The organism is Pseudomonas sp. DF5 (genome assembly GCF_058148225.1).
On sequence record NZ_JBYVYM010000020.1, the window covers coordinates 79,239 to 100,406 of the forward strand.

17 protein-coding genes are annotated in these 21,168 nt (G+C 59.4%); 5 read left to right on the forward strand and 12 right to left on the reverse strand.

Annotation, left to right across the window (positions count from 1 at the left end; genetic code table 11):
- Positions 1-91: 91 nt before the first annotated feature.
- The 11 genes from AC30D7_RS18920 to AC30D7_RS18970 all read right to left on the reverse strand — a co-directional run bounded on the left by AC30D7_RS18920 (position 92) and on the right by AC30D7_RS18970 (position 14,277).
- On the reverse strand, positions 92-1,321 hold the full coding sequence (locus tag AC30D7_RS18920) for a multifunctional CCA addition/repair protein (protein ID WP_490135080.1): 1,230 nt from the start codon (positions 1,319-1,321) through the stop codon (positions 92-94).
- A gap of 63 nt (positions 1,322-1,384) precedes the next feature.
- Entirely contained in the window at positions 1,385-2,947 is a 1,563-nt protein-coding gene (locus AC30D7_RS18925; RefSeq protein ID WP_490135081.1) for a SpoVR family protein, read from the reverse strand.
- The gene (locus AC30D7_RS18930) at positions 2,944-4,215 is read right to left on the reverse strand and encodes a YeaH/YhbH family protein (protein WP_490135082.1); all 1,272 of its coding nucleotides are present in this window, start codon (positions 4,213-4,215) and stop codon (positions 2,944-2,946) included. The genes AC30D7_RS18925 and AC30D7_RS18930 overlap by 4 nt, the downstream gene beginning before the upstream one ends.
- Before the next feature lie 203 nt (positions 4,216-4,418).
- The gene (locus AC30D7_RS18935; protein WP_105340959.1) at positions 4,419-6,341 is read right to left on the reverse strand and encodes a PrkA family serine protein kinase; all 1,923 of its coding nucleotides are present in this window, start codon (positions 6,339-6,341) and stop codon (positions 4,419-4,421) included.
- Between the two features lie 296 nt (positions 6,342-6,637).
- Complete coding sequence (gene glpE, locus AC30D7_RS18940) at positions 6,638-6,967, reverse strand: thiosulfate sulfurtransferase GlpE (protein ID WP_490135083.1); 330 nt, start codon at positions 6,965-6,967, stop codon at positions 6,638-6,640.
- 33 nt (positions 6,968-7,000) lie between these two features.
- A complete protein-coding gene (locus AC30D7_RS18945; protein ID WP_490135084.1) occupies positions 7,001-7,882 on the reverse strand; it encodes a symmetrical bis(5'-nucleosyl)-tetraphosphatase in 882 nt (293 codons plus the stop codon).
- A complete protein-coding gene (gene apaG, locus AC30D7_RS18950; protein WP_490135085.1) occupies positions 7,882-8,262 on the reverse strand; it encodes a Co2+/Mg2+ efflux protein ApaG in 381 nt (126 codons plus the stop codon). The genes AC30D7_RS18945 and apaG overlap by 1 nt, the downstream gene beginning before the upstream one ends.
- 115 nt (positions 8,263-8,377) lie before the next feature.
- A complete protein-coding gene (rsmA, locus tag AC30D7_RS18955) occupies positions 8,378-9,196 on the reverse strand; it encodes a 16S rRNA (adenine(1518)-N(6)/adenine(1519)-N(6))-dimethyltransferase RsmA (protein WP_490135086.1) in 819 nt (272 codons plus the stop codon).
- The gene (gene pdxA / locus AC30D7_RS18960) at positions 9,193-10,182 is read right to left on the reverse strand and encodes a 4-hydroxythreonine-4-phosphate dehydrogenase PdxA (RefSeq protein ID WP_490135087.1); all 990 of its coding nucleotides are present in this window, start codon (positions 10,180-10,182) and stop codon (positions 9,193-9,195) included. The genes rsmA and pdxA overlap by 4 nt, the downstream gene beginning before the upstream one ends.
- Entirely contained in the window at positions 10,179-11,495 is a 1,317-nt protein-coding gene (gene surA, locus AC30D7_RS18965) for a peptidylprolyl isomerase SurA (RefSeq protein WP_490135088.1), read from the reverse strand. Before surA ends, pdxA begins: the two co-directional genes overlap by 4 nt.
- Positions 11,476-14,277, reverse strand: a complete 2,802-nt coding sequence (locus AC30D7_RS18970; RefSeq protein ID WP_490135089.1) for an LPS-assembly protein LptD — start codon at positions 14,275-14,277, stop codon at positions 11,476-11,478. The genes surA and AC30D7_RS18970 overlap by 20 nt, the downstream gene beginning before the upstream one ends.
- Before the next feature lie 130 nt (positions 14,278-14,407).
- Here AC30D7_RS18970 and AC30D7_RS18975 point away from each other — a divergent pair, with 130 nt between their 5' ends.
- From AC30D7_RS18975 to AC30D7_RS18985, 3 genes are read left to right on the forward strand one after another with little or no spacing between them, the layout of a single operon-like run.
- Complete coding sequence (locus AC30D7_RS18975) at positions 14,408-15,427, forward strand: aminoglycoside phosphotransferase family protein (protein WP_490135090.1); 1,020 nt, start codon at positions 14,408-14,410, stop codon at positions 15,425-15,427.
- Positions 15,424-16,095, forward strand: a complete 672-nt coding sequence (murU, locus tag AC30D7_RS18980) for an N-acetylmuramate alpha-1-phosphate uridylyltransferase MurU (RefSeq protein ID WP_490135091.1) — start codon at positions 15,424-15,426, stop codon at positions 16,093-16,095. Before AC30D7_RS18975 ends, murU begins: the two co-directional genes overlap by 4 nt.
- A 1-nt stretch (position 16,096) precedes the next feature.
- A complete protein-coding gene (locus AC30D7_RS18985; protein WP_490135092.1) occupies positions 16,097-16,861 on the forward strand; it encodes a TerB family tellurite resistance protein in 765 nt (254 codons plus the stop codon).
- A gap of 122 nt (positions 16,862-16,983) precedes the next feature.
- Here AC30D7_RS18985 and AC30D7_RS18990 read toward each other — a convergent pair whose 3' ends face one another.
- Complete coding sequence (locus tag AC30D7_RS18990; protein ID WP_490135093.1) at positions 16,984-17,976, reverse strand: alpha/beta hydrolase family protein; 993 nt, start codon at positions 17,974-17,976, stop codon at positions 16,984-16,986.
- A 73-nt stretch (positions 17,977-18,049) separates the two neighbouring features.
- Here AC30D7_RS18990 and AC30D7_RS18995 point away from each other — a divergent pair, with 73 nt between their 5' ends.
- Both AC30D7_RS18995 and AC30D7_RS19000 read left to right on the forward strand, forming a co-directional pair.
- Positions 18,050-20,446 (forward strand): PAS domain-containing sensor histidine kinase, encoded by a 2,397-nt coding sequence (locus tag AC30D7_RS18995; protein WP_490135094.1) that lies wholly within the window; start codon positions 18,050-18,052, stop codon positions 20,444-20,446.
- Positions 20,447-20,518: 72 nt separating this feature from the next.
- On the forward strand, positions 20,519-21,160 hold the full coding sequence (locus AC30D7_RS19000) for a response regulator (RefSeq protein WP_490135095.1): 642 nt from the start codon (positions 20,519-20,521) through the stop codon (positions 21,158-21,160).
- Positions 21,161-21,168 lie beyond the last annotated feature (8 nt).

Consider the following 21,168-nt stretch of genomic DNA (forward strand, 5'->3'; position numbering starts at 1 on the left):
GCCTTCGCGGGCAAGCCTCGCTCCTACAAGTTTGACGTCGATTGTATGAACGGCACCAACCTGTAGGAGCGAGGCTTGCCCGCGAAGTTTTTCAGGCTGACGCCGCGTCTTTGTAAGACTTCAACGCCTTGAGCCGCTCGCGCTTGATCGCTTCACCCAATTCCGGCCCCTTGAATCCCTTCTCCAGCAACGGCTGAACCGCCACGCTTCGCGCTGCAGTCGCCGCCCCGCGCAAATAATCCGCCTGTGGATAACTTCGCTGCTCCAGGCCTTTGCGCCCTCGAGCGTCCATCTCGCACGCCGCAATAAACTCCTCAAAGCGCTGAGGACGACGGTAGACGTCGAAACTCTGCAGCAACTCCAGCAAGGTCGACGGTTTCAGCTCCAGAGCCCGGTGGCCATGGGTGTGATACTCACCCACCAGCAATGCCAGTTCCTGACAATCCTTCGGTGCCTTGAAGCGCTCGTTGACCGCTTTGATCAGCTTCAGGCCTTTGTGCTCGTGGGCGATGTGGCGGGGCCATTCCTCCTCGGGCGTCAGTCCTTTGCCCAAGTCATGCAGCAGGCAGGCCCAGCGTACGGTCAGCGGTTGTTTGTGTTGTGCCGCTTGCTCCAGCACGCTCAGGGTATGCACGCCTGTGTCGATTTCCGGGTGATGGGCTTCGGGTTGCGGTACACCGAACAGTGCATCGACTTCCGGCATCAGCACCTTGAGCGCACCGCACTCGCGCAGCACCTGGATGAACACCTGGGGTTGGTCTTCCATCAGCGCGCGGGCGATTTCTTTCCAGCTGCGTTCCGCGGTCAGTGCCTCCAGTTCACCCGATTCGCTGAGTTGCCGCATCAGCGCCAGTGTCTCGGGGGCGACGGTGAAGCCCAGTCCCGCATAACGCGCGGCGAAGCGGGCAACGCGCAGAACACGGAGAGGATCTTCGGCGAACGCGGGGGAAACGTGACGAAGCAGGCGTGCTTCGAGATCTCGCTGGCCATGGTAGGGGTCGGTCAGGTTCTGCTGATCGTCTTCGGCCATGGCGTTGATCGTCAGGTCGCGACGAATCAGGTCTTCCTCGAGCGTAACTTCGGGGCTGGCGTGAAAGGTGAAGCCGCCGTAACCGCGACCGCTTTTGCGTTCAGTGCGGGCGAGGGCGTATTCCTCACCACTTTTTGGGTGAAGAAACACCGGAAAATCCGCACCCACCGGGCGAAAGCCTTTGGCGAGCATTTCTTCAGTGGTGGCGCCTACCACGACCCAGTCGATATCGGTGACAGGTTTGCCCAGCAGGCGATCGCGTACCGCACCACCGACTTTATAAATCTGCATAAAAAACCTCCGTTAGCTCGACAGAATAACCTTTGCGTCGAACTTCCGGAGGCCGAAACAGGATCAAAGATGAATGACAGCCAGGTCTAGCCGGCCGTAGTCCCCCTCACCGTGCTCGCTTCTGGGGGGAACGTGGTGGGTTTTCACCACCTGATCCCCTTGCAGGGTTTCCAGGTGAATGTCGAAGCCCCAGAGCCGGTGCAGGTGCTTGAGCACTTCCTCGGTGGAATCGCCCAGCGGCTTGCGGTCGTGCTGCTGGTGACGCAGGGTCAGCGAGCGGTCGCCGCGCCGGTCGATGCTGTAGATCTGGATGTTGGGTTCACGATTGCCCAGGTTGTATTGCGCCGCCAGGGTTTCGCGGATGGTTCGATAGCCCTCTTCGTCGTGGATCGCCGGAACCAGCAGATCATCCTTTTGGTCGTCATCGAGGATGCTGAACAGCTTCAGGTCGCGGATCACCTTGGGTGACAGGTACTGCAGGATGAAGCTCTCGTCCTTGAAGCTGCTCATGGCGAATTTGATGCTGGACAGCCAGTCGGTGCCGGCAATTTCCGGGAACCAGCGGTAGTCCTCTTCGGTAGGGTGTTCGCATATCCGCCGGATATCGCGATACATGGCAAAACCCAGGGTGTAGGGGTTGATTCCGCTGTAGTAGGGGCTGTCGAAGCCGGGCTGAAAGACCACGCTGGTGTGGGACGTCAGAAACTCCATCATGAAGCCATCGGTGACCAGGCCTTCGTCATAAAGGTCGTTCATCAAGGTGTAGTGCCAGAAGGTGGCCCAGCCTTCGTTCATCACCTGGGTCTGGCGCTGTGGATAAAAATACTGGGCGATCTTGCGCACGATCCGCACGATTTCGCGCTGCCAGGGTTCCAGCAGCGGGGCGTGTTTTTCGATGAAGTACAGGATGTTTTCCTGTGGCTCGGCGGGGAAGCGCGCGTTGTCCTTGTCGCTGAACTTGTCTGCGCCTTTGGGAATGGTCCGCCACAAATCATTGATCTGCTTCTGCAGATGCTCTTCCCGATCCTTCTGCCGGCGGCGTTCTTCTTCGGCGGAAATCGGATAAGGGCGTTTGTAACGGTCGACCCCGTAGTTCATCAGTGCGTGGCAGGAATCGAGCAAGTCCTCTACCGCGTCGATGCCGTGGCGTTCTTCGCACTGCATGATGTACTGCTTGGCGAACACCAGGTAATCGATGATCGAGCTGGCGTCGGTCCAGGTACGAAACAGGTAATTGCCCTTGAAGAAGCTGTTATGGCCATAGCAGGCGTGAGCCACCACCAGAGCCTGCATGCAGATGGTGTTTTCCTCCATCAGATAGGCGATGCAAGGGTCCGAGTTGATCACAATCTCATAGGCCAGCCCCATTTGGCCGCGGCTGTAGGATTTCTCGGTGCTGAGGAAGTGTTTGCCGTAGGACCAATGGTGATAACCCAGGGGCATGCCCACAGAGGCGTAGGCGTCCATCATTTGTTCGGCGGTGATCACTTCGATCTGGTTGGGGTAGGTATCGAGCGCGTAGCGGGCCGCGAGACGACTGATTTCGCGGTCGTAGGCCTGGATCAGCTCGAATGTCCATTCGGAGCCGGTGGAAATGGGTTGGCGCTTTTGCTCTTTGGCGGTCATGTCACTAACCTGCGCTGGAAGAGTTCACGGAAGACCGGATAGATATCCCCGGCCGAAACCAGTTGCTGTTGGGCAAAAGTGTCAGAGAAGGCTTCGGCGATGCGTTCGTATTCGAACCACAGAGCCTGGTGTTCGCGCGGGGTAATCTCAACATAAGTGTAGTACTGCACGAACGGCATGATCTGGTTGATCAGGATGTCACGGCAGATCGGCGAGTCGTCGTTCCAGTTATCGCCGTCGGACGCCTGGGCGGCATAGATATTCCACTCATTGCTCGGATAACGCTCGGCCATGATCTCCTGCATCAGTTTCAGGGCGCTGGAAACGATGGTGCCGCCGGTTTCCCGGGAGTAGAAAAACTCCTCCTCATCCACTTCGCGGGCACTGGTGTGGTGGCGGATGAACACGACGTCGATCTTGTCGTAGTTCCGCTTGAGGAACAGGTACAGCAGGATGAAGAAGCGCTTGGCGATGTCCTTGGTCGCCTGGGTCATGGAGCCGGACACGTCCATCAGGCAGAACATTACTGCTTTGGAGCTGGGGTTCGGCTGCTTGATCAGCAGGTTGTACTTGAGGTCAAAGGTGTCGAGGAATGGCACTCGGTGAATGCGCGCACTGAGTTTCTCGATTTCCGCTTCGAGTTCCTGGATGTCGCCGAAGTTGTCCGGCTCCTCTCGTCTAAGCCGTTCCAGCTCTTCTTTGACTTCGCGCAGTTTGGCCCGGCTGCTGCCAGACAGGGCGATTCGCCGGGCATGGGCCGAACGCAACGTGCGGATAATGTTGATCCGTGAAGGGTTGCCTTCGTTGCTGATGCCCGCGCGTACGGTCTTGAAGGTGTCGGTACCGGTCAGGTGACGCTTGACCAGGTTAGGCAGTTCAAGGTCTTCGAACATGAATTCGAGGAATTCTTCCTGGGTGATCTGGAAGACGAACTCATCCATCCCTTCGCCCGAGTTACCGGCCTTGCCGGGGCCTCTGCCGCCGCCACCTCCGGGCGGACGAGCAATGTGCTCGCCGCTGGTGAACTCCTTGTTGCCGGGGTGCACGATGGTCTGCTTGCCGCCCCGGCCGTGGTGAAGCACTGGCTCGTCGATGTCGCGGCCGGGAATGCTGATCTGCTCGCCGTGCTCCATATCGGTAATGGAACGCCGGCTGACCGCCTCTTCGACGGCCTTTTTGATGTGATCACGGTAGCGCCGCAGAAACCGCTGGCGGTTTACCGTGCTCTTGTTTTTGCCATTGAGACGTCGGTCGATCACATAGCTCATGACTGCTCCTTAGAAGCTGTCCTGAAAGGGGCGAGCGGTTATGCAGCATCGAACTGTGCCAAGGGATGTTCACGCTCCCCCAAGCGCTTGTGGATGCTGCCTGAACCTCGTTACCGACTTTCGAACACCTCCCAGAGGTCTGTGTAACAGAAAAATCGTACACAGACCTCTGGCTAACGACAACCGGTCTGACCGGCAGCGGGTTACTGTGATTTTCTGACCCGCAGGTACCACTCGGACAGCAGTCGTACCTGTTTGTCGGTGTAACCCCGCTCGACCATCCGTGTGACGAAGTCGTTGTGCTTCTGCTGGTCCTCTTTGCTGGCCTTGGCGTTGAAGCTGATGACCGGCAGCAGGTCCTCGGTGTTGGAGAACATTTTCTTCTCGATGACCACCCGCAGTTTTTCGTAGCTGAGCCAGGTTGGGTTCTTGCCGTTGTTGTTGGCACGGGCGCGCAGTACGAAGTTGACGATCTCGTTGCGGAAATCCTTCGGATTGCTGATGCCGGCCGGTTTCTCGATTTTCTCCAGTTCTTCGTTCAGTGCCACGCGGTTGAGAATCTCGCCGGTTTCCGGATCGCGGTATTCCTGATCCTGAATCCAGAAGTCGGCGTACAGCACGTAGCGATCGAAGATGTTCTGGCCGTACTCGCTGTAAGACTCGAGGTAGGCAGTCTGGATCTCCTTGCCGATGAATTCGATATAACGCGGCGCCAGGTACTCTTTCAGGAAGCGCAGATAGCGTTCGCGTGTCTCGGCCTGGAATTGTTCCTGTTCGATCTGCTGTTCCAGCACGTAGAGCAGATGCACCGGGTTGGCGGCGATTTCGTGCGGATCGAAGTTGAAGACCTTCGACAGGATCTTGAAGGCGAAGCGGGTCGACAGACCGTTCATGCCTTCGTCGACACCTGCTGCGTCGCGGTATTCCTGGATCGACTTGGCCTTCGGATCGGTGTCCTTGAGGTTTTCACCGTCATACACGCGCATCTTGGAGTAGATGTTGGAGTTTTCCGGCTCTTTAAGGCGCGAGAGCACGGTGAACTGAGCGAGCATTTTCAGCGTGTCGGGTGCGCAATGGGCCTTGGCCAGCGAACTGTTGAACAACAGCTTGTCGTAGATCTTCACCTCGTCGCTGACGCGCAGGCAATACGGCACTTTGACGATATAGATCCGGTCGATGAAGGCTTCGTTGTTCTTGTTGTTGCGGAAGGTGTGCCATTCCGATTCGTTGGAGTGGGCCAGCAGGATCCCGGTGAACGGAATCGCCCCCAGGCCTTCGGTACTGTTGTAGTTGCCTTCCTGGGTGGCCGTCAGCAATGGGTGCAGCACCTTGATCGGTGCCTTGAACATTTCGACGAACTCCATCAGGCCCTGGTTGGCCCGGCACAGTGCCCCCGAATAGCTGTAGGCATCGGCGTCGTTCTGCGGAAACTCTTCCAGTTTACGAATATCGACCTTGCCCACCAGTGCCGAGATGTCCTGGTTGTTTTCATCGCCCGGCTCGGTTTTCGCGACCGCAATCTGGTTGAGGATCGACGGATAGAGTTTCACCACGCGGAATTGGCTTATGTCGCCGCCGAATTCGGCCAGGCGCTTGGTCGCCCATGGCGACATGATGGTGTTGAGGTAGCGCCGGGGAATACCGAAGTCTTCCTCGAGGATCGCGCCATCTTCAGTGGCGTTGAACAGACCCAGGGGCGACTCGAATACCGGCGAGCCCTTGATTGCATAGAAGGGTACTTTCTCGATCAGCTGTTTAAGCTTTTCGGCCAAAGATGACTTACCGCCACCGACAGGGCCAAGCAGGTAGAGGATCTGTTTCTTTTCTTCCAGACCCTGAGCGGCATGGCGGAAATACGACACGATCTGGTCGATGCATTCTTCCATCCCGTGGAAGTCTTCAAAGGCCGGATAGCGACGGATCACCTTGTTGGAAAAGATGCGCGACAGCCTCGAATTGGTCGAGGTGTCGAGCAGCTCCGGCTCCCCGATGGCCAGCAGTAGACGCTCGGCGGCGGAGGCGTAGGCGCTGCGGTCCTTTTTGCACAGTTCCAGATACTCCTGCAGGGAGAATTCTTCCTGGCGTGTGGACTCGAAGCGTTGTTGGAAGTGGCTAAAGATACTCATGACGTCACCTCGCTCGATACGTGGAGCCGACGCCGGATCACTCAGTCGATGCTGGCAGCAACCGAACAGGCAGTTGCTGTTTACCCCCCAGAACTCTCCCGGAGCTGACTACTCCGAAAGCTACTCCCGATGACCCGTGCGCCGGTGTACCGGCTCTCCCCTGTTTTGGATGGCCTGCGCTTAAGGATAGTTGGGAATTCGGGAGGTAAAGGCAAGATCCGCAATAAGTTATGGCAGACCGTTCGTCTGTAATCGCGCGAGCCCACGGGGGCCGGGGCTTGCGCGTTACAAAAAAATTATTCGGACGTGCCTTGCGCCGTTTCCGAAGGATAGGTCGTACGCCACAGCTCAAAACCGCCGTCCATGCTGTAGACATCAGTGAAGCCCTGGCTGATCAGGTAAGCAGCGGCGCCCTGGCTGGAGTTTCCGTGATAACAGACCACTACCGTTGGCGCATCCAGATCGGCACCCTGAATGAAAGCATGCAGGGAATGGTTATCCAGATGCTTCGAGCCGGTGATGTGCAGTGCGGTAAAAGTAGCCGGGTCGCGGACATCGACCACCACTGCGCCTTGTTCGCGCAGGGTCTGGGCTTGTTCTGGGGGAATGCGTTTGAATTCGCTCATGGCGGGCTCCTGTGGCTCGGCTGAAAGCGCAGTCTAGCGCGGGGCGCTGGCTGACGTTTGTTCGGAAATAGAGGTGGCGACTGCCGGTTGAAGATGGCCATGGGCGTCGCATTTGCATTGCAGGCGCTCGAAGGTGTCGACGTTCATCAGGGTCATGGCGCCACCCCAGACGCAACCGCTGTCGAGTGCAAACAGTCCAGGCTCGTTGCACTGGCCCTCAAGCGCTGCCCAATGGCCGAAGATGATCTTCAGGCCTTTGGTCTTGCGTTCCTTGTGCGCGAACCACGGCGCATAACCCGGCGGTGCGGTGTCGATGCCTTCCTTGCCCTTGAGGTCGAGTTTGCCGTCGCTGGTGCAAAAGCGCATTCGGGTGAAATAGTTGGTGATGACTCGCAGGCGGGCGGCGCCTTTGAGGTCGCTGTTCCATTTCACCGGCTCGTTGCCGTACATGCCGTCAAGGTAAGGCGCGAAGCGGTTGTCATCGTGCAGGGCTTCTTCGACTTCGGCGGCGCACTTCAAGGCTTTGCGCAGCGACCATTGCGGCGGGATGCCGGCATGGACCAGGGCGATATCGCGCTGTTCGTCGTAGTGCATGAGCTTTTGCTGGCGAACCCACTCCAGCAGATCCGCGCGATCGGGTGCTTCGAGGATCTCACGCAAGGTATCGGCTTTCTTCAGGCGCTCGATGTTTTGCCCGACGGCCAGCAAGTGCAGGTCGTGGTTGCCGAGTACGCACACCAGCGCTTCGCGGATGCTATAGAGGAAGCGCAGGGTTTCCAGCGACTGTGGGCCACGGTTGACGAGATCGCCCACCAGCCACAGACGGTCTCGGGCAGGGTCGAAGGCGACTTGCTTGAGCAGGCATTGCAACGGCTCAAGGCAACCCTGCACGTCACCGACGGCATACGTCGCCATCAGTGCAACGCTCCGGGGACCGCCAGACGGAACGGCGCGATGATGGCGTCGAAGTGTTTGCCGTCTTCGGCGAGCATCTGGTAAGTGCCCTGCATCGTGCCGACCTTGGACGTCATGACGGTGCCGCTGCTGTAAGTGTGGCTCTTGCCCACCTCGATCAACGGCTGCTGGCCGACGACGCCCGCACCGCGAACCTCCTCGACATGCCCGTCACCGTCGGTGATGACCCAATGCCGTGAAAGCAGTTTGGCGGGTAGCAGGCCATTGTTTTGCACGGTGATGGTGTAGGCGAAGGCAAAGCGGTTGTGCTCGGGTTGCGATTGTTCTGCCAGATAGCGGGTGACGACGCTGACGTCGACCTGATAACGAGGATCGGACATGCAAAAGGCCTTAGAAACGAAGCGGAACGCGGGGCGTAGCTGATAGAGCTCAGTCTAGGCCAAGTATCGGGTAGTAAACCAGAGTGGCGTCCTACCCGATAGCGTTCATCGCCTGTCAGTCGGTGGCAGGCTTTTGCAAGGCTTGTTCGCTGAGCTTGTCGGCCAGGCGTACGAAGGCGGCCAGGTCGAGCTGCTCGGGGCGCAGGCTGCCATCGACGCCGGCGGCTTCGATTTCGGCATTGCTCAGCAATAGTTTCAGTGTGTTGCGCAGGGTCTTGCGACGCTGGTTGAAAGCTTCGCGAACGACGCGCTCCAGCAGGCGATGATCCTTGGCCGGGTGCGGCAGCATCGCGTGGGGCACCAGGCGCACAATTGCGGAGTCGACTTTCGGCGGCGGATTGAACGCGCCCGGACCGACGTTGAACAGATGCTCGACCCGGCAATGGTACTGAACCATGATCGACAGCCGACCCCAGTCACCGCCACCAGGACCCGCCGCCAGGCGCTCGACCACTTCTTTTTGCAACATGAAGTGCATGTCGCGAATCAGGTTGGCGTTGTTCAGCAGGTGAAAAATCAGCGGCGTAGAGATGTTGTACGGCAGGTTGCCGACCACTCGCAGGCTGCTTGGTGCGGCGTTCAGGCTGTTGAAGTCGAACTTGAGCGCGTCGCCCTGATGCAGATTGAAGTTGCTCTTGCCGGCGAACTGCTGGTTGAGGATCGGGATCAGGTCCTTGTCCAGCTCCACGACGTCCAGTTGGGCGCCGCTGTTGAGCAAGCCTGCGGTCAATGCACCCTGGCCCGGACCGATTTCCAGCAGACGGTCTTCAGGTTTGGCGTGAATGGAGCGCAGGATGCGGTCGATAACGCCGGCATCGTGCAGGAAGTTCTGGCCGAAGCGCTTGCGCGCCCGGTGTTGGTAATGCTCGGTCATAAACGGGTCTCGGCCATCTGGTAGGCGGTTTCCAGGGCGACTTGCAGGCTGCCGGTGTCGATGTTGCCGCTGCCAGCCAGGTCCAGGGCGGTGCCGTGGTCGACCGACGTGCGGATGATCGGCAAGCCGAGGGTCACGTTGACTGCCGCGCCGAAGCCTTTGTATTTCAGCACAGGCAAGCCCTGGTCGTGGTACATCGCCAGCACTGCGTCGCAGTGCTCCAGATATTTGGGGGTAAACAGAGTGTCGGCGGGCAGGGGGCCGCGAAGGTCCATGCCCTCGCCGCGCAGGCGCTCTAACGTGGGTTCGATGATGTCGATTTCTTCATGGCCCAGATGGCCGCCTTCACCGGCATGCGGGTTAAGCCCGCAAACCAGGATGCGTGGCTGGGCGATGCCGAATTTTTCTTTCAGGTCGGTGTGCAGGATCCGTGTGACCCGCTCCAGCCGCTCCGGTGTGATCGCGTCGGCAATTTCGCGAAGGGGCAGGTGAGTGGTGACCAGCGCCACGCGCAAGCCGCGGGTGGCGAGCATCATCACCACTTGCGCGGTGTGGGTCAGGTCAGCGAGAAACTCCGTGTGCCCGGAAAAGGCGATCCCTGATTCATTGATCACACCCTTATGCACCGGGGCGGTGATCATGCCGGCGAAATGCCCATCCAGACAGCCCTGGCCAGCACGGGTCAGGGTTTCCAGAACGAAAGCCGCATTGGCCTTGTCCAGTTGCCCGGCGGTGACCTTGGCGTTGAGAGGCGTATCCCACACATACAGGCTGTTGGCCGGTGCGGGATCGTTCGGCCAGTTGTCCGGCGTTACCGGCAGCAGGTCGACAGTCACGCCCAGTTGCGCGGCCCGCTCGGTGAGCAGGTCGCGGCTGGTAATGGCAATCAGGGGGTGTGGCTGGGCTTGCGAGGCGAGCAGCAGGCACAGGTCTGGACCTATGCCGGCTGGTTCGCCGGGAGTCAGCGCGAAACGCTTGGGTTTCACTGCGCTGCCTGGTCTGCACCAGGGAGTTTGATTTCTACGTACGCTTCGTCACGGATCTGACGCAGCCAGGTTTGCAGCTCTTCGTCGTATTTGCGGTTACGCAGTACGGTCATCGCTTGCTGCTCACGGGCCTGCGCGGTGCTGTCGGTGGCGCGGCGGCCAAGCACTTCCAGAACGTGCCAGCCATATTGGGTCTTGAACGGCTTGGACAGCTGACCTTGCGGGGTCTTGGCCATCACTTCGCGGAATTCAGGTACCAGCGCGTTCGGGTCGATCCAGTTCAGGTCGCCACCGTTGAGGGCCGAACCCGGGTCCTCCGAGAAGCTTTTCGCCAGTTCGCCAAAGTCTTCGCCCGCTTGAATACGGCTGTAGAGCGATTGAGCCAGGGCCTTGGTTTTTTCTTCGTCGCGGATCGGGCTCGGTTTGACCAGGATGTGCCGTACGTGCACTTCGTCACGCACCTGGGCTTCGCCGCCACGCTTGTCGAGGATCTTCAGGATAATGAAGCCGCCCGGCGTGCGCATTGGCTGGGTTACGTCGCCAACGGCCATGGTGCCCAGCAGGCGATCGAACGGAGGTGGCAGTTGAGCCGCTTTACGCCAGCCCATGTCGCCGCCTTCCAGTGCGGTTTCGCTGGCGGATTTGGCAATTGCCAACTGACCGAAGTCAGCGCCTTGCTTGAGTTGCTGGTAAACCGCGTCGGCTTGTTTGGCGGCATTCTGAATCGCTTCGGAGTTGGCGCTTTCCGGCGTAGGAATCAGGATGTTGGCCAAACGGAACTCTTCGGACAGCTGCATCTTGCCCAGGTCGGACGCCAGGAAGTTCTTCACTTCCTGCTCGGACACCTGAATGCGCTCGGCCACACGGCGCTGACGCACACGGCTGATGATCATTTCGCGGCGGATCTGGTCGCGGGCGTCGTCATAAGACAGGCCGTCGCGAGCCAAAGCGGCGCGGAATTGTTCGATCGACATGTTGTTGCGCTGGGCAATGGTGCCGACAGCCTGGTTCAGTTCTTCATCGGTAATGCGGATGCCGGAACGCTCGCCGATCTGCAATTGCAGGTTTTCGACGATCAGACGCTCGAGCACCTGCTGATCCAGTACGCCGGCAGGCGGTACGGCAGCACCGCGTTTGGCGATGGTTTGCTGAACTTCGTGAACGCGCCGGTCCAGTTGGCTCTGCATGACCACGTCGTTGTCGACGATGGCCACTACTTTGTCGATGGACTCTACCGCGGCGTTGGCCGCGGTACCCAGGAACAGCGCGCCCAGCATCAGCGGGCGCAGACAATCAGAAAGCTTGGTCTTCACGTTCACGATAACCTTGGATGCCTTTGTCGAGGAAGCTCTCTACTTTGGCGCCGGTGAGGCCGCCGAGTCCCTTCAGAACAATTTGGAGGAAGACGCCGTGGTCGCCTTTTTCGTTTTGTGGAGCTTCCTGACTGAATTCGTCATAGGAAACCCAGTAACGGTTGATCAGGCGTAGTTTCCAGCAGCAGTTGTCGTACTCGAAACCACCAAAGGCTTCCAGGGTACGGTTGCGGTTGTAGTCATACTGCCAGCGGCTGATGGCGTTCCATTGTGGCACGATCGGCCAGATCACCGAGAAGTCGTGCTGTTTGATCTTGTAGTAGTCCTTCACGTAGCCAGGTGTGCCCGGGGTGCCGTAATCGCCACCGCCCACCGACCATTTACCGGTGTTCTGGTCATAACGGACCTGGTCATTGCGATAGCGATAACCGGCGTTGATGACCTTGTTCGGGTTGTCTTCAGGCTGGTAGTGGAACATCGCGCTGCCCGAGCGGGGGCTGCGGCTGTCCGGGTCCCAGTTGTAGTCGGCGGTGGTGCGCCAGTCGCGGTTCCAGCGGTATTCGTATTCCAGCGCATACGGTGAAACATTGGCTTGAGCATCGGCGCGGGTTTTTGCGTCGATACCTGGCAACTGGACTTCGCGGTCCTTGAAGTACATGGCTTGGCCGACGCTGATACGTTGACGCTCGAAACCATTGTCTTCGATCCAGCGGCTGGTCACGCCCAGGGACAGTTTGTTCTCGTCGCCGACACGGTCGGAACCGGAGAAGCGGTTGTCACGGAACAGCGAGGCGTAGTTGAAGGTGTATTCGCTGGTGTCGAATACCGGAATATCCTTCTGGTCTTCCTCAGGTACATAGAGGTAGAACAGACGCGGTTCCAGGGTCTGACGGTAGTTTTTTCCGAACCAGGAAGTGTTGCGGTCAAAGTAAAGACCGCTGTCGATGCTGGCGATCGGTACCCCACGGTTCTGGTTGCTGCTGAACGTGCCGTTAAGCCTGTCCTGTTCCGCGCTTTGCGAAGCGATGTCGCTCTTGCCTCGGCCGTCCAGATCCAGTTGATACTGCGTGTACTGGTACTTGAGCGATGGCTTGAAGAAACCATAGGTCCAGTTCAGCGGCAGGCTGACACCTGGTTTGAGATTCAAACGGTCGCCGTTGGCGCGTGCCAGACCAAAGATGTTGTTATCCAGACGTGGCTCGGTGGTAATTCCGTCCTGCTGGACGAATGTTCCACTCTTCAGATCCCGGTCAAATCGAACGATCTCTGTCTCGTAATCGAAGTTCAAACCTTCCGGATGATACGGCAGCTGACCATTAAAGGTGATCTGCGGCAAACGGTCGTACGGCGTGATGTTCGAAACAGTCGCCAGCTGATAAGCCTGGGCGTTCAAGCGAGCGGTGTAGCTGTCGCCACGATAGGTAACAGAACCCTGCTGGTTCACATAGTCAGCGCTTTTCACGCCAATCTGGTCAGTCTGCAGATCCTGGAAGTAATAAGGATCGCTGATTTTGGTGTAGTCGACTTGCGTAAAGACGCGCGAGTCGAGGCCACCCTTGTGCTGCCAGTTGTACATGTAGCGGTTTTTTTCGTAGTCGGTCTGCTTGCTGCGATCGGTATCTTCGTCGTTGAGGTACGCGGCGCCGAACTGACCTTCACTGGACTTGGTCAGGTAACGGAATTCGCCTTCCATCAACAGGCCGTGCTTGGCCATGTAGCGTGGGTACAACGTGGCGTCGTAGTTCGGCGCCAGGTTGAAGTAGTACGGGGTCACCAGCATGAAGCCGGTATCGCTGCCGGTGCCAATGGTCGGCGGCAGGAAGCCGGACTGGCGACGGTCATCGATCGGGAAATAGATGTACGGCGTGTACAGAACCGGAATGTCCTTGACCCGCAGCGTCACGTTGGTCGCGGTACCGAAACCGGTGGCCGGGTTCAAGGTGATGTTGTTGCCCTTGAGCTGCCAGGCATTGCTGTTCGGTTCGCACGTGGTGTACGTGCCGTCCTTGAGGCGGATGATCGCGTTCTCGGCACGTTTGGCGTACAGCGCGTTACCGCGGATACGCGATTTGTGCATCACGTACTCGGCGTTGTCGACCTTGGCTTCACCGGTGTCGAGCTGCACATCGGCGTGGTCGCCGACGATCAGTGCGCCATTGTCGCGAATGCGCACGTTGCCGGCCAGTTCGCCACGGCTCTCGGCCTGGTACAGGTTCGCTTCGTCGGCTTCGACTTGCATGCTGCCCTGACGCATGACCACGTCACCGGCGAGGGTCGCGACCTGCTCTTCCTGCTTATAGCGGGAGGCCTTGGCGCCGATAAAGGTCGGAGCGTCACTTTTATTCGTCTTGTCATTCATGCCAGGACGAATCGGTTCGATATAGGAACCAGAGCAGTAAGGACCGGTTTCGGCCAATTGCGCAGCAGTGAGCTTCTCGCGCGGAACCCAGTCGAGGTGGCTGTAGTCTTCACTACGCGACTTCAGGCCGCGGCCCTTGGACTCGGTAACCAGCACAGGCTTGGCGCCGGTGTCTTCGCTGGAGGCGGTGCCTGCCGGGGCTTCGCCAGTGGCGGAGACTGCGCTGCCCTCATGCACGGGGCGCGGCGGCAATGCAGCGGCCGGTGATTTTGGCGCACAGTCCCAGGCACCCGAAGCAGAGACTGAGCAGTCATACTGTTCCGCGGCGACCACGAACGACGTGGCCAGGGGTTGCAGGGCCAGCAGACTGCCGGTAACCAACAACGGAAATTTTTTACGAAACGCGGGGGATTTCAATGCCATCTTATTAGTCCGGGCTTCCTGCGTGCCATCTGCCCGCGGTGTGGGCCGCACGCCTCTCGATGGTCTGAAAAAGATGTCGGATAATAAAGCATGACCCGCTTGACGGCTAGCGCCGTCGGAGACCCTTGTAATGCCTGACCAAGATGTACGCTTGCAACACCTGAAAGTTTGGCTCGATGAACAGTTGGCTATCCTCTTTGCAGAACAAGGCTGGGGCGCCGTACCCCCGGCCACGTTGACCGCGGCCAGTAGCGACGCGAGTTTTCGGCGCTATTTCCGCTGGGAAGGCGCAGGCAGAAGTTTCGTCGTGATGGATGCGCCACCGCCCCAGGAAAACTGCAAACCCTTCGTGGATATCGCTTTTCTGCTGGCGAAATCCGGCATAAACGTGCCGAAAATTTATGCTGAAGACCTTGAACGCGGTTTTCTTTTGCTCAATGACCTGGGCAACAAGACGTACCTGGACGTGATCAACAGCGAAAACGCCGATGATTTGTTCAAGGATGCCCTGCAAGCGTTGTTGGCTTTCCAGCAGTTGCCGATGGTGGCGCCGCTACCGAGTTATGACGTCGCGTTGCTGCGTCGCGAGCTCGAACTGTTCCCGGAGTGGTACGTGAAGCGCGAACTGGGCATCGAGTTCGATGCGGCGCAGCAAGTGCTCTGGCAGCAGGTCAGTGACCTGCTGATCGACAGTGCTCTGGCTCAGCCCAACGTCTTGGTGCATCGCGACTACATGCCGCGCAACCTGATGATCAGTGAGCCGAATCCCGGCGTGCTGGATTTCCAGGACGCGGTCTACGGGCCGGTGACCTATGACGTCACCTGCCTGTTCAAGGACGCCTTCCTCAGTTGGCCTGAAGAGCGCGTGCGCGGCTGGCTGCAAGATTACTGGCAGCAAGCCGCTGCGCTCGACATCCCGGTTCAGCCTGACTTTGAAGATTTTCTGCGCGCCAGCGACCTGATGGGGGTGCAGCGTCACTTGAAAGTGATCGGCATCTTCGCCCGCATCTGCCATCGCGACGGCAAGCCACGCTACCTGGGCGATGTGCCGCGTTTCTTTGCTTATATAGATGCAGTCATCGCCCGTCGCCCTGAACTGGCGGAGCTGGATGTGTTGCTGGCCAGTCTGCGTGCTGGAGTGAAGGCATGAAGGCAATGATTCTGGCGGCGGGTAAAGGCGAGCGCATGCGTCCGCTGACCCTGACCACGCCAAAACCGCTGGTTCGCGCCGGCGGAGCACCCTTGATCGAGTATCACCTGCACGCGCTGGCGGCGGCAGGGTTTACCGAGATCGTGATCAACCATGCCTGGCTCGGTCAGCAGATCGAAGATTATCTGGGCGATGGCTCGAAATATGGCGTGAGCATTCAGTATTCGCCGGAAGGTGAACCGCTGGAAACCGGTGGTGGTATTTTCCGCGCGTTGCCGTTGTTGGGTGATGAGGCTTTTGTGGTGGTCAATGGCGACATCTGGACCGACTACGACTTCAGCGTGTTGCACCAGCCCATCGTCGGGCTCGCCCATTTGATCCTGGCGGACAACCCGGCGCATCACCCGAACGGGGATTTCACCCTGGTCGATGGCCATGTGCAGGATGGTCAGCCGGATACCTCAACCCTGACCTACAGTGGCATCGCCGTGCTGCACCCGCAGCTGTTTGACGGTTGCTCGGCCGGGGCCTTCAAGCTTGCGCCATTGTTGCGCAAAGCCATGGCCGATGGACAAGTGACGGGCGAGCGCCTGAATGGGCATTGGGTGGATGTCGGCACCCACGAGCGCCTGGCAGAAGTAGAAACCTTGATAGAAGCGAGACGCTGACATGTTGTGGCCAGGGACTCTGATTGGAGCCGGAGCGGGCTTTGCCATAGCCAGCATTCCGGGGGCCATGCTCGGCGCTTTATTGGGGCAGGCGCTGGATCGGCGCTTGCACCTGCAGAGCTGGGCGCATTTATGGGAAAAATTCGGTGGCCGCTCGGTGCTGCGCAACGATGAACTGCTGTTCGTGCTGCTGGGCCGATTGGCCAAGAGTGATGGGCGGGTAGTGGATGGCCATATCCAGCAGGCACGCCAGGAAATGCGCGCGCTGGAAATGACCGAGTCCGCACAACGTCGGGCGATAGCAGCATTCAACCGAGGCAAGTCGGGGCATGATCGGTTGCGCGGTTATCTGCGACGCTTGAGTGCTCAACCCTATGCGGCGGAAGGCGTGTTGCGTGCCTGTTGGCGGATGGTCTGGGCCGATGGCCGCGCCGGTAGCAGTGAGCGCGAGCTGATTGCCCAGTGGGGCAAATGGTTGGGCTGGACGCCACAACAGGTGCAGGCACTGGCGAGTGACTATGAGCCGAAGCGCCCATTGGCCACAAGCGCGATTACGTATCAGGATGCCTTGCGGCTATTGGGCGTGTCGGCGACCAGCGAGCCGGCACAGATCAAACGCGCCTATCGGCGCCTGCTCAGTCGCCATCATCCGGACAAGATTGCCGGCAGCGGTGCGACGGCGTTGCAGGTTCGTGAGGCAACGGACAAGACTCGTGAACTGCACCATGCCTACACGTTGATTCGTGAGCGGCGGGATTTTCGATAGCAGGGCAGAGTTGTGTCGCCCCATTCGCGGGCAAGCCTCGCTCCTACAGGTTTTATGATCGCCGGGCGCGACACGTAATCTGTAGGAGCGAGGCTTGCCCGCGAATGGGGCGACGCGATCCATCAGTCCGCCGCAGGCTGCGGATTCAACCAACCCCGAACCCGGCGCACCAACTGCTCTTGCTCAGCCTTGGCATTCCCCGGCAACGCCTTGAGCGAAACCTGGCTGAACGCCGATGTCTTCAAGCGTTTATTGGCCTGCAAGCGTGCCAGCGCTGCGTTGCGGTCCAGCGGCTTGTCGATGTAGAAAATGTCGGCAACAGGTAGCTTGATCGTCGGCGTCAACTCGGCCAGCCCGGGCTTCGCTGTAACAGGCGTCTGGGCGGCGACCATCACGAACTTTTCGACTTGTGATGGCTGCTTCTCACTCAGATAACGCGCAGCCCAGTAAGCGCCGGTGCCATGCCCCAGCACGACTACCCTGCGAGCGCTTTGCTGTTCGGCGTAAGCGATGGCCGCGTCGATGCGGGCGAAAATTCGCTCAGCGTCGGCTTTGGCGTGCTCCTCGGTGGTTTCGGCGATGGCCTTGTCGGCCACCTCCGCTTCGCCGCCGGCCGCCTGTTCGATGGGCGCCGCGGTGGTCGAGTCTTTGCTGCCGGTATCAGGCGCTTTGGGCGCTGGCACCACTTCGACGACACGGGCTGCAATGGCTTCGCTTTGCAGGTCCGGCAAGGTGATACTCAGGCTGCTCCATTCGGCGTCCGGCAATTGGCGGCGTAATGGGCTGATTGCTTGCGGCCAGTCAACGGTTTCACCGGCACCCGGGATGATAATCACCGCGCCTTTGGGGTCGGCGGTATTGGCCGGTTTCCACAGGGCGAGAAAGCTGTCGGCGCCGGCTTGCAGTTGTTGCTGTTCCTGCGCAGGGATTTGTCGCTCAAGTGCCGTGGCTTCTTCCTGACTACGCTCAAGCAGTGGCTGGCGTTCGACCGGTTTTTCTTCGGTGGGTTTTTCCGCAGTGGCAGGTGCCGGGTCGGCCGCCTCGACGGAAAAGGCGCACGGCAGGATCAGCGACAGGCACAATGCTGGCAGTGCCAGGCGGTAGACAGGGGGCATCGGATATTCCAGGCCAGAAGTTATTCCGGCAGCCTAATGGGTTGGTCAGTATTTGTCAGTGTGTGAGACTTCGATGATGCATTTTCGCTGCCTGTGGGTTATCGGCTGGTTGTGGTTTCCCTTGATGGGCTGGGCGGCTCCCGCGCCACCGGCGCATGTCGTGTCATTGTCTTCGGCGCAACAGCAATGGCTGGCGCAGCATGAAGAGTTGCGGGTAGGGGTGGTGTTGCAAGCGCCCTATGCCCAATACGATCGCCGCTTGCAGCGCCTGTCCGGGGTGAACATCGAGTTGGTGAAGTGGCTGGCCAAGTCGCTCAAGGTCGAGCTGAGCTGGCGTAATTATCCTGATCTTGCGCAACTGGAAGCCGCCGCGCGCGAAGGCGATATCGATATCGCGCCGGGGCTGACGCAAACCCCGGCGGGTTTACGGCTCTGGCTATTTTCCGACCCATATATGCGGGTGCCGCAACTGGTGGTCAGCGACCAGAAGAGCACCGGTGTGGTGGAGCTGGAAAAACTCGACAGCCAGACCCGCGTCGCCGTGCGCATGCCCAGCGTCACCGCCGACTTTTTGCGTAGCACCTATCCGCATTTGAACCTGCAAGGCGTGCCTCTGGAACGCCAGGCGTTGCAACTGTTGTTGAGTCAGCAAGCCGGTTACGCCGTGGTTGATGAGGCGCAATTCGGGCGCCTGTCGGTCGAGCCTGAATTCTCGGGGCTGGCCGTGGTGGGTGATATCGGTTTCCCGCAACTGTTGCGAGTGGCCACGCGTCGGGACTGGCCGGAGTTGGCCGGGATCGTCGAAAACGCGCTGCGGGCGATCCCGGCCAAAGACTTGGAGCAATTGCACAATCAATGGCTGCAACCCAAGTATCCGCGGCTGTCCGATTCACCGGGTTTCTGGAAAAACCTCTGTCTGCTGTTGCTGGTGTTGCTGCTGAGCAGCATGGCCATTGTGTTCTGGCAGCGTCGTCAGCAACACAGTCTGGAGCAACGTTTGCTGGCGGCACACGAAGACATTGCCCTGCGCGAGGCCAGCGAAGAGGCCTTGCGCCTCACGCAGTTTTCCATCGATCAAAGCACCGTCGGCATCCTTTGGGTCAACTGGGACAGCCATGTGCGCTACGCCAACCGCGCCGCCGAAAGCATGCTCGGCTATCCGGCGGGCGGGATCATTGATCGACCATTGATCGATTTCGAGCCCGGTTTGCACATGGACCGCTGGCTGAGCCTGTGGAAGCGCGCCCGGGCCAGTGAGGAAGGGCCGCTAAGTTTCGAAACCAATTGTGTGCGGGCCGATGGCAGTATTCTGCCGGCGGATGTCTCGTTGAGCTTCTTGCGTTTTCGCGAGGGCGAATACCTGGTGGTTTACCTCAATGATGTCACCGAGCGTCGTCGCGCCCTGGCCGCCTTGCAGGAAAGCGAAGCGCGGCTGCAAGGCATCGCCGCCAACGTCCCCGGGCTGGTCTTTCGTCTGGAGCGCGCACCAGTAACTGGGCAGATCGATTTTGCCTACATCAGTGAGGGCAGCGAGAACCTGGTGGGGTACTCGCCGGCCACCCTGGCTCATCGGGACAAGGGCCTGCGCAGCCTGGTGCATCCGGATGACAAGGCCAGTTATCACCAGACTCAGGACCATGCACTGGACACCGACAGCGACTGGTCGTGGCAGGGACGGATTCTGACTCGTCAGGGCGAACAGCGCTGGGCCGAGATCAAGGCCATTACCCGCCGCCTCGAAGACGGTACTTATGTCTGGGACGGGATCGTCTGGGACATCACCGAGAGCAAGCGCATCGAGCTGGAATTGGCCAGCTCCCGTGAGCAGTTGCGTGAGTTGTCCGCGCACCTGGAGAGCGTGCGGGAAGAGGAAAAGGCGCGGATTGCCCGGGAAGTTCACGACGAGTTGGGGCAGATGTTGACTGTGTTGAAGCTGGAAACGTCCATGTGCGAACTGGCTTATGCGCAGCTCGACCCTGGCCTGCACGAGCGCTTGAACAGCATGAAGCGTTTGATCGCGCAGCTGTTTCAACTGGTGCGTGATGTGGCCACGGCGCTGCGGCCACCGATTCTCGATGCCGGGATTGCTTCGGCCATCGAATGGCAAGCCCGACGATTCGAGGCGCGCACGCAGATTCCGTGCCTGGTACAAGTGCCGGATAACTTGCCGGTGCTCAGCGATGCCAAGGCCATCGGGCTGTTCCGGATCCTTCAGGAAGCGCTGACCAATGTCATGCGCCATGCCCAGGCGCATACTGTTGAACTGACGCTGGCCCTTGAGGGCGATGAACTTTGTCTGACTGTCAGCGATGATGGCGTAGGATTTGTCGCCGCGCCTGGCAGGCCGACATCCTTTGGCGTGGTCGGCATGCGTGAGCGGGTGTTGATCATGGGCGGGCAATTGTCGCTTGAGAGTGAGCCGGGGGAGGGCACGACCCTGACGGTGCGAGTGCCGCTGGATGAAGCCTGATGGTTTTGTGTTGTTTGAGCTGGCGCCTTTGCAGGCAAGCCCGCGATAGATCTTGGTTCTGACATAAGAAGAATGGAGAAGAACGTGATCCGTGTACTGGTAGCCGAAGACCACACCATCGTTCGCGAAGGCATCAAGCAATTGATCGGCCTGGCCAAGGACTTGCTGGTGGTCGGGGAGGCGAGCAATGGTGAGCAGTTGCTCGAGACCTTGCGCCATATTCCCTGCGAAGTGGTGTTGCTGGACATCTCCATGCCCGGGGTCAACGGCCTGGAAGCGATTCCGCGGATTCGCGCCTTGAACAATCCGCCGGCGATTCTGGTGCTGTCGATGCACGACGAAGCTCAGATGGCCGCTCGGGCGTTGAAGGTCGGCGCTGCGGGTTACGCGACCAAGGACAGCGATCCGGCATTGTTGCTGACGGCGATTCGCAAGGTCGCGGCGGGCGGGCGCTACATCGATCCGGACCTGGCCGACCGCATGGTTTTCGAGGTTGGCCTGACCGATGCGCGGCCGTTGCACTCGTTGCTGTCGGAGCGTGAATTCTCGGTATTCGAACGCCTGGCCCAGGGCGCGAACGTCAACGACATCGCCCAGCAACTGGCCTTGAGCAGCAAAACCATCAGTACCCACAAGGCGCGGCTGATGCAGAAACTCAACATCACCTCCCTGGCCGAACTGGTGAAGTACGCGATGGAACACAAACTCCTGTGATCCAGGGT

Excerpts from the sequence above, each read along its gene's own strand:
- AC30D7_RS18920 (WP_490135080.1), bottom strand. The coding sequence starts at position 1,321 with ATGCAGATTTATAAAGTCGGTGGTGCGGTACGCGATCGCCTGCTGGGC.
- AC30D7_RS18925 (WP_490135081.1), bottom strand. The coding sequence starts at position 2,947 with ATGACCGCCAAAGAGCAAAAGCGCCAACCCATTTCCACCGGCTCCGAA.
- AC30D7_RS18930 (WP_490135082.1), bottom strand. The coding sequence starts at position 4,215 with ATGAGCTATGTGATCGACCGACGTCTCAATGGCAAAAACAAGAGCACG.
- AC30D7_RS18935 (WP_105340959.1), bottom strand. The coding sequence starts at position 6,341 with ATGAGTATCTTTAGCCACTTCCAACAACGCTTCGAGTCCACACGCCAG.
- glpE (WP_490135083.1), bottom strand. The coding sequence starts at position 6,967 with ATGAGCGAATTCAAACGCATTCCCCCAGAACAAGCCCAGACCCTGCGC.
- AC30D7_RS18945 (WP_490135084.1), bottom strand. The coding sequence starts at position 7,882 with ATGGCGACGTATGCCGTCGGTGACGTGCAGGGTTGCCTTGAGCCGTTG.
- apaG (WP_490135085.1), bottom strand. The coding sequence starts at position 8,262 with ATGTCCGATCCTCGTTATCAGGTCGACGTCAGCGTCGTCACCCGCTAT.
- rsmA (WP_490135086.1), bottom strand. The coding sequence starts at position 9,196 with ATGACCGAGCATTACCAACACCGGGCGCGCAAGCGCTTCGGCCAGAAC.
- AC30D7_RS18970 (WP_490135089.1), bottom strand. The coding sequence starts at position 14,277 with ATGGCATTGAAATCCCCCGCGTTTCGTAAAAAATTTCCGTTGTTGGTT.
- AC30D7_RS18975 (WP_490135090.1), top strand. The coding sequence starts at position 14,408 with ATGCCTGACCAAGATGTACGCTTGCAACACCTGAAAGTTTGGCTCGAT.
- murU (WP_490135091.1), top strand. The coding sequence starts at position 15,424 with ATGAAGGCAATGATTCTGGCGGCGGGTAAAGGCGAGCGCATGCGTCCG.
- AC30D7_RS18985 (WP_490135092.1), top strand. The coding sequence starts at position 16,097 with ATGTTGTGGCCAGGGACTCTGATTGGAGCCGGAGCGGGCTTTGCCATA.
- AC30D7_RS18990 (WP_490135093.1), bottom strand. The coding sequence starts at position 17,976 with ATGCCCCCTGTCTACCGCCTGGCACTGCCAGCATTGTGCCTGTCGCTG.
- AC30D7_RS18995 (WP_490135094.1), top strand. The coding sequence starts at position 18,050 with ATGATGCATTTTCGCTGCCTGTGGGTTATCGGCTGGTTGTGGTTTCCC.
- AC30D7_RS19000 (WP_490135095.1), top strand. The coding sequence starts at position 20,519 with ATGGAGAAGAACGTGATCCGTGTACTGGTAGCCGAAGACCACACCATC.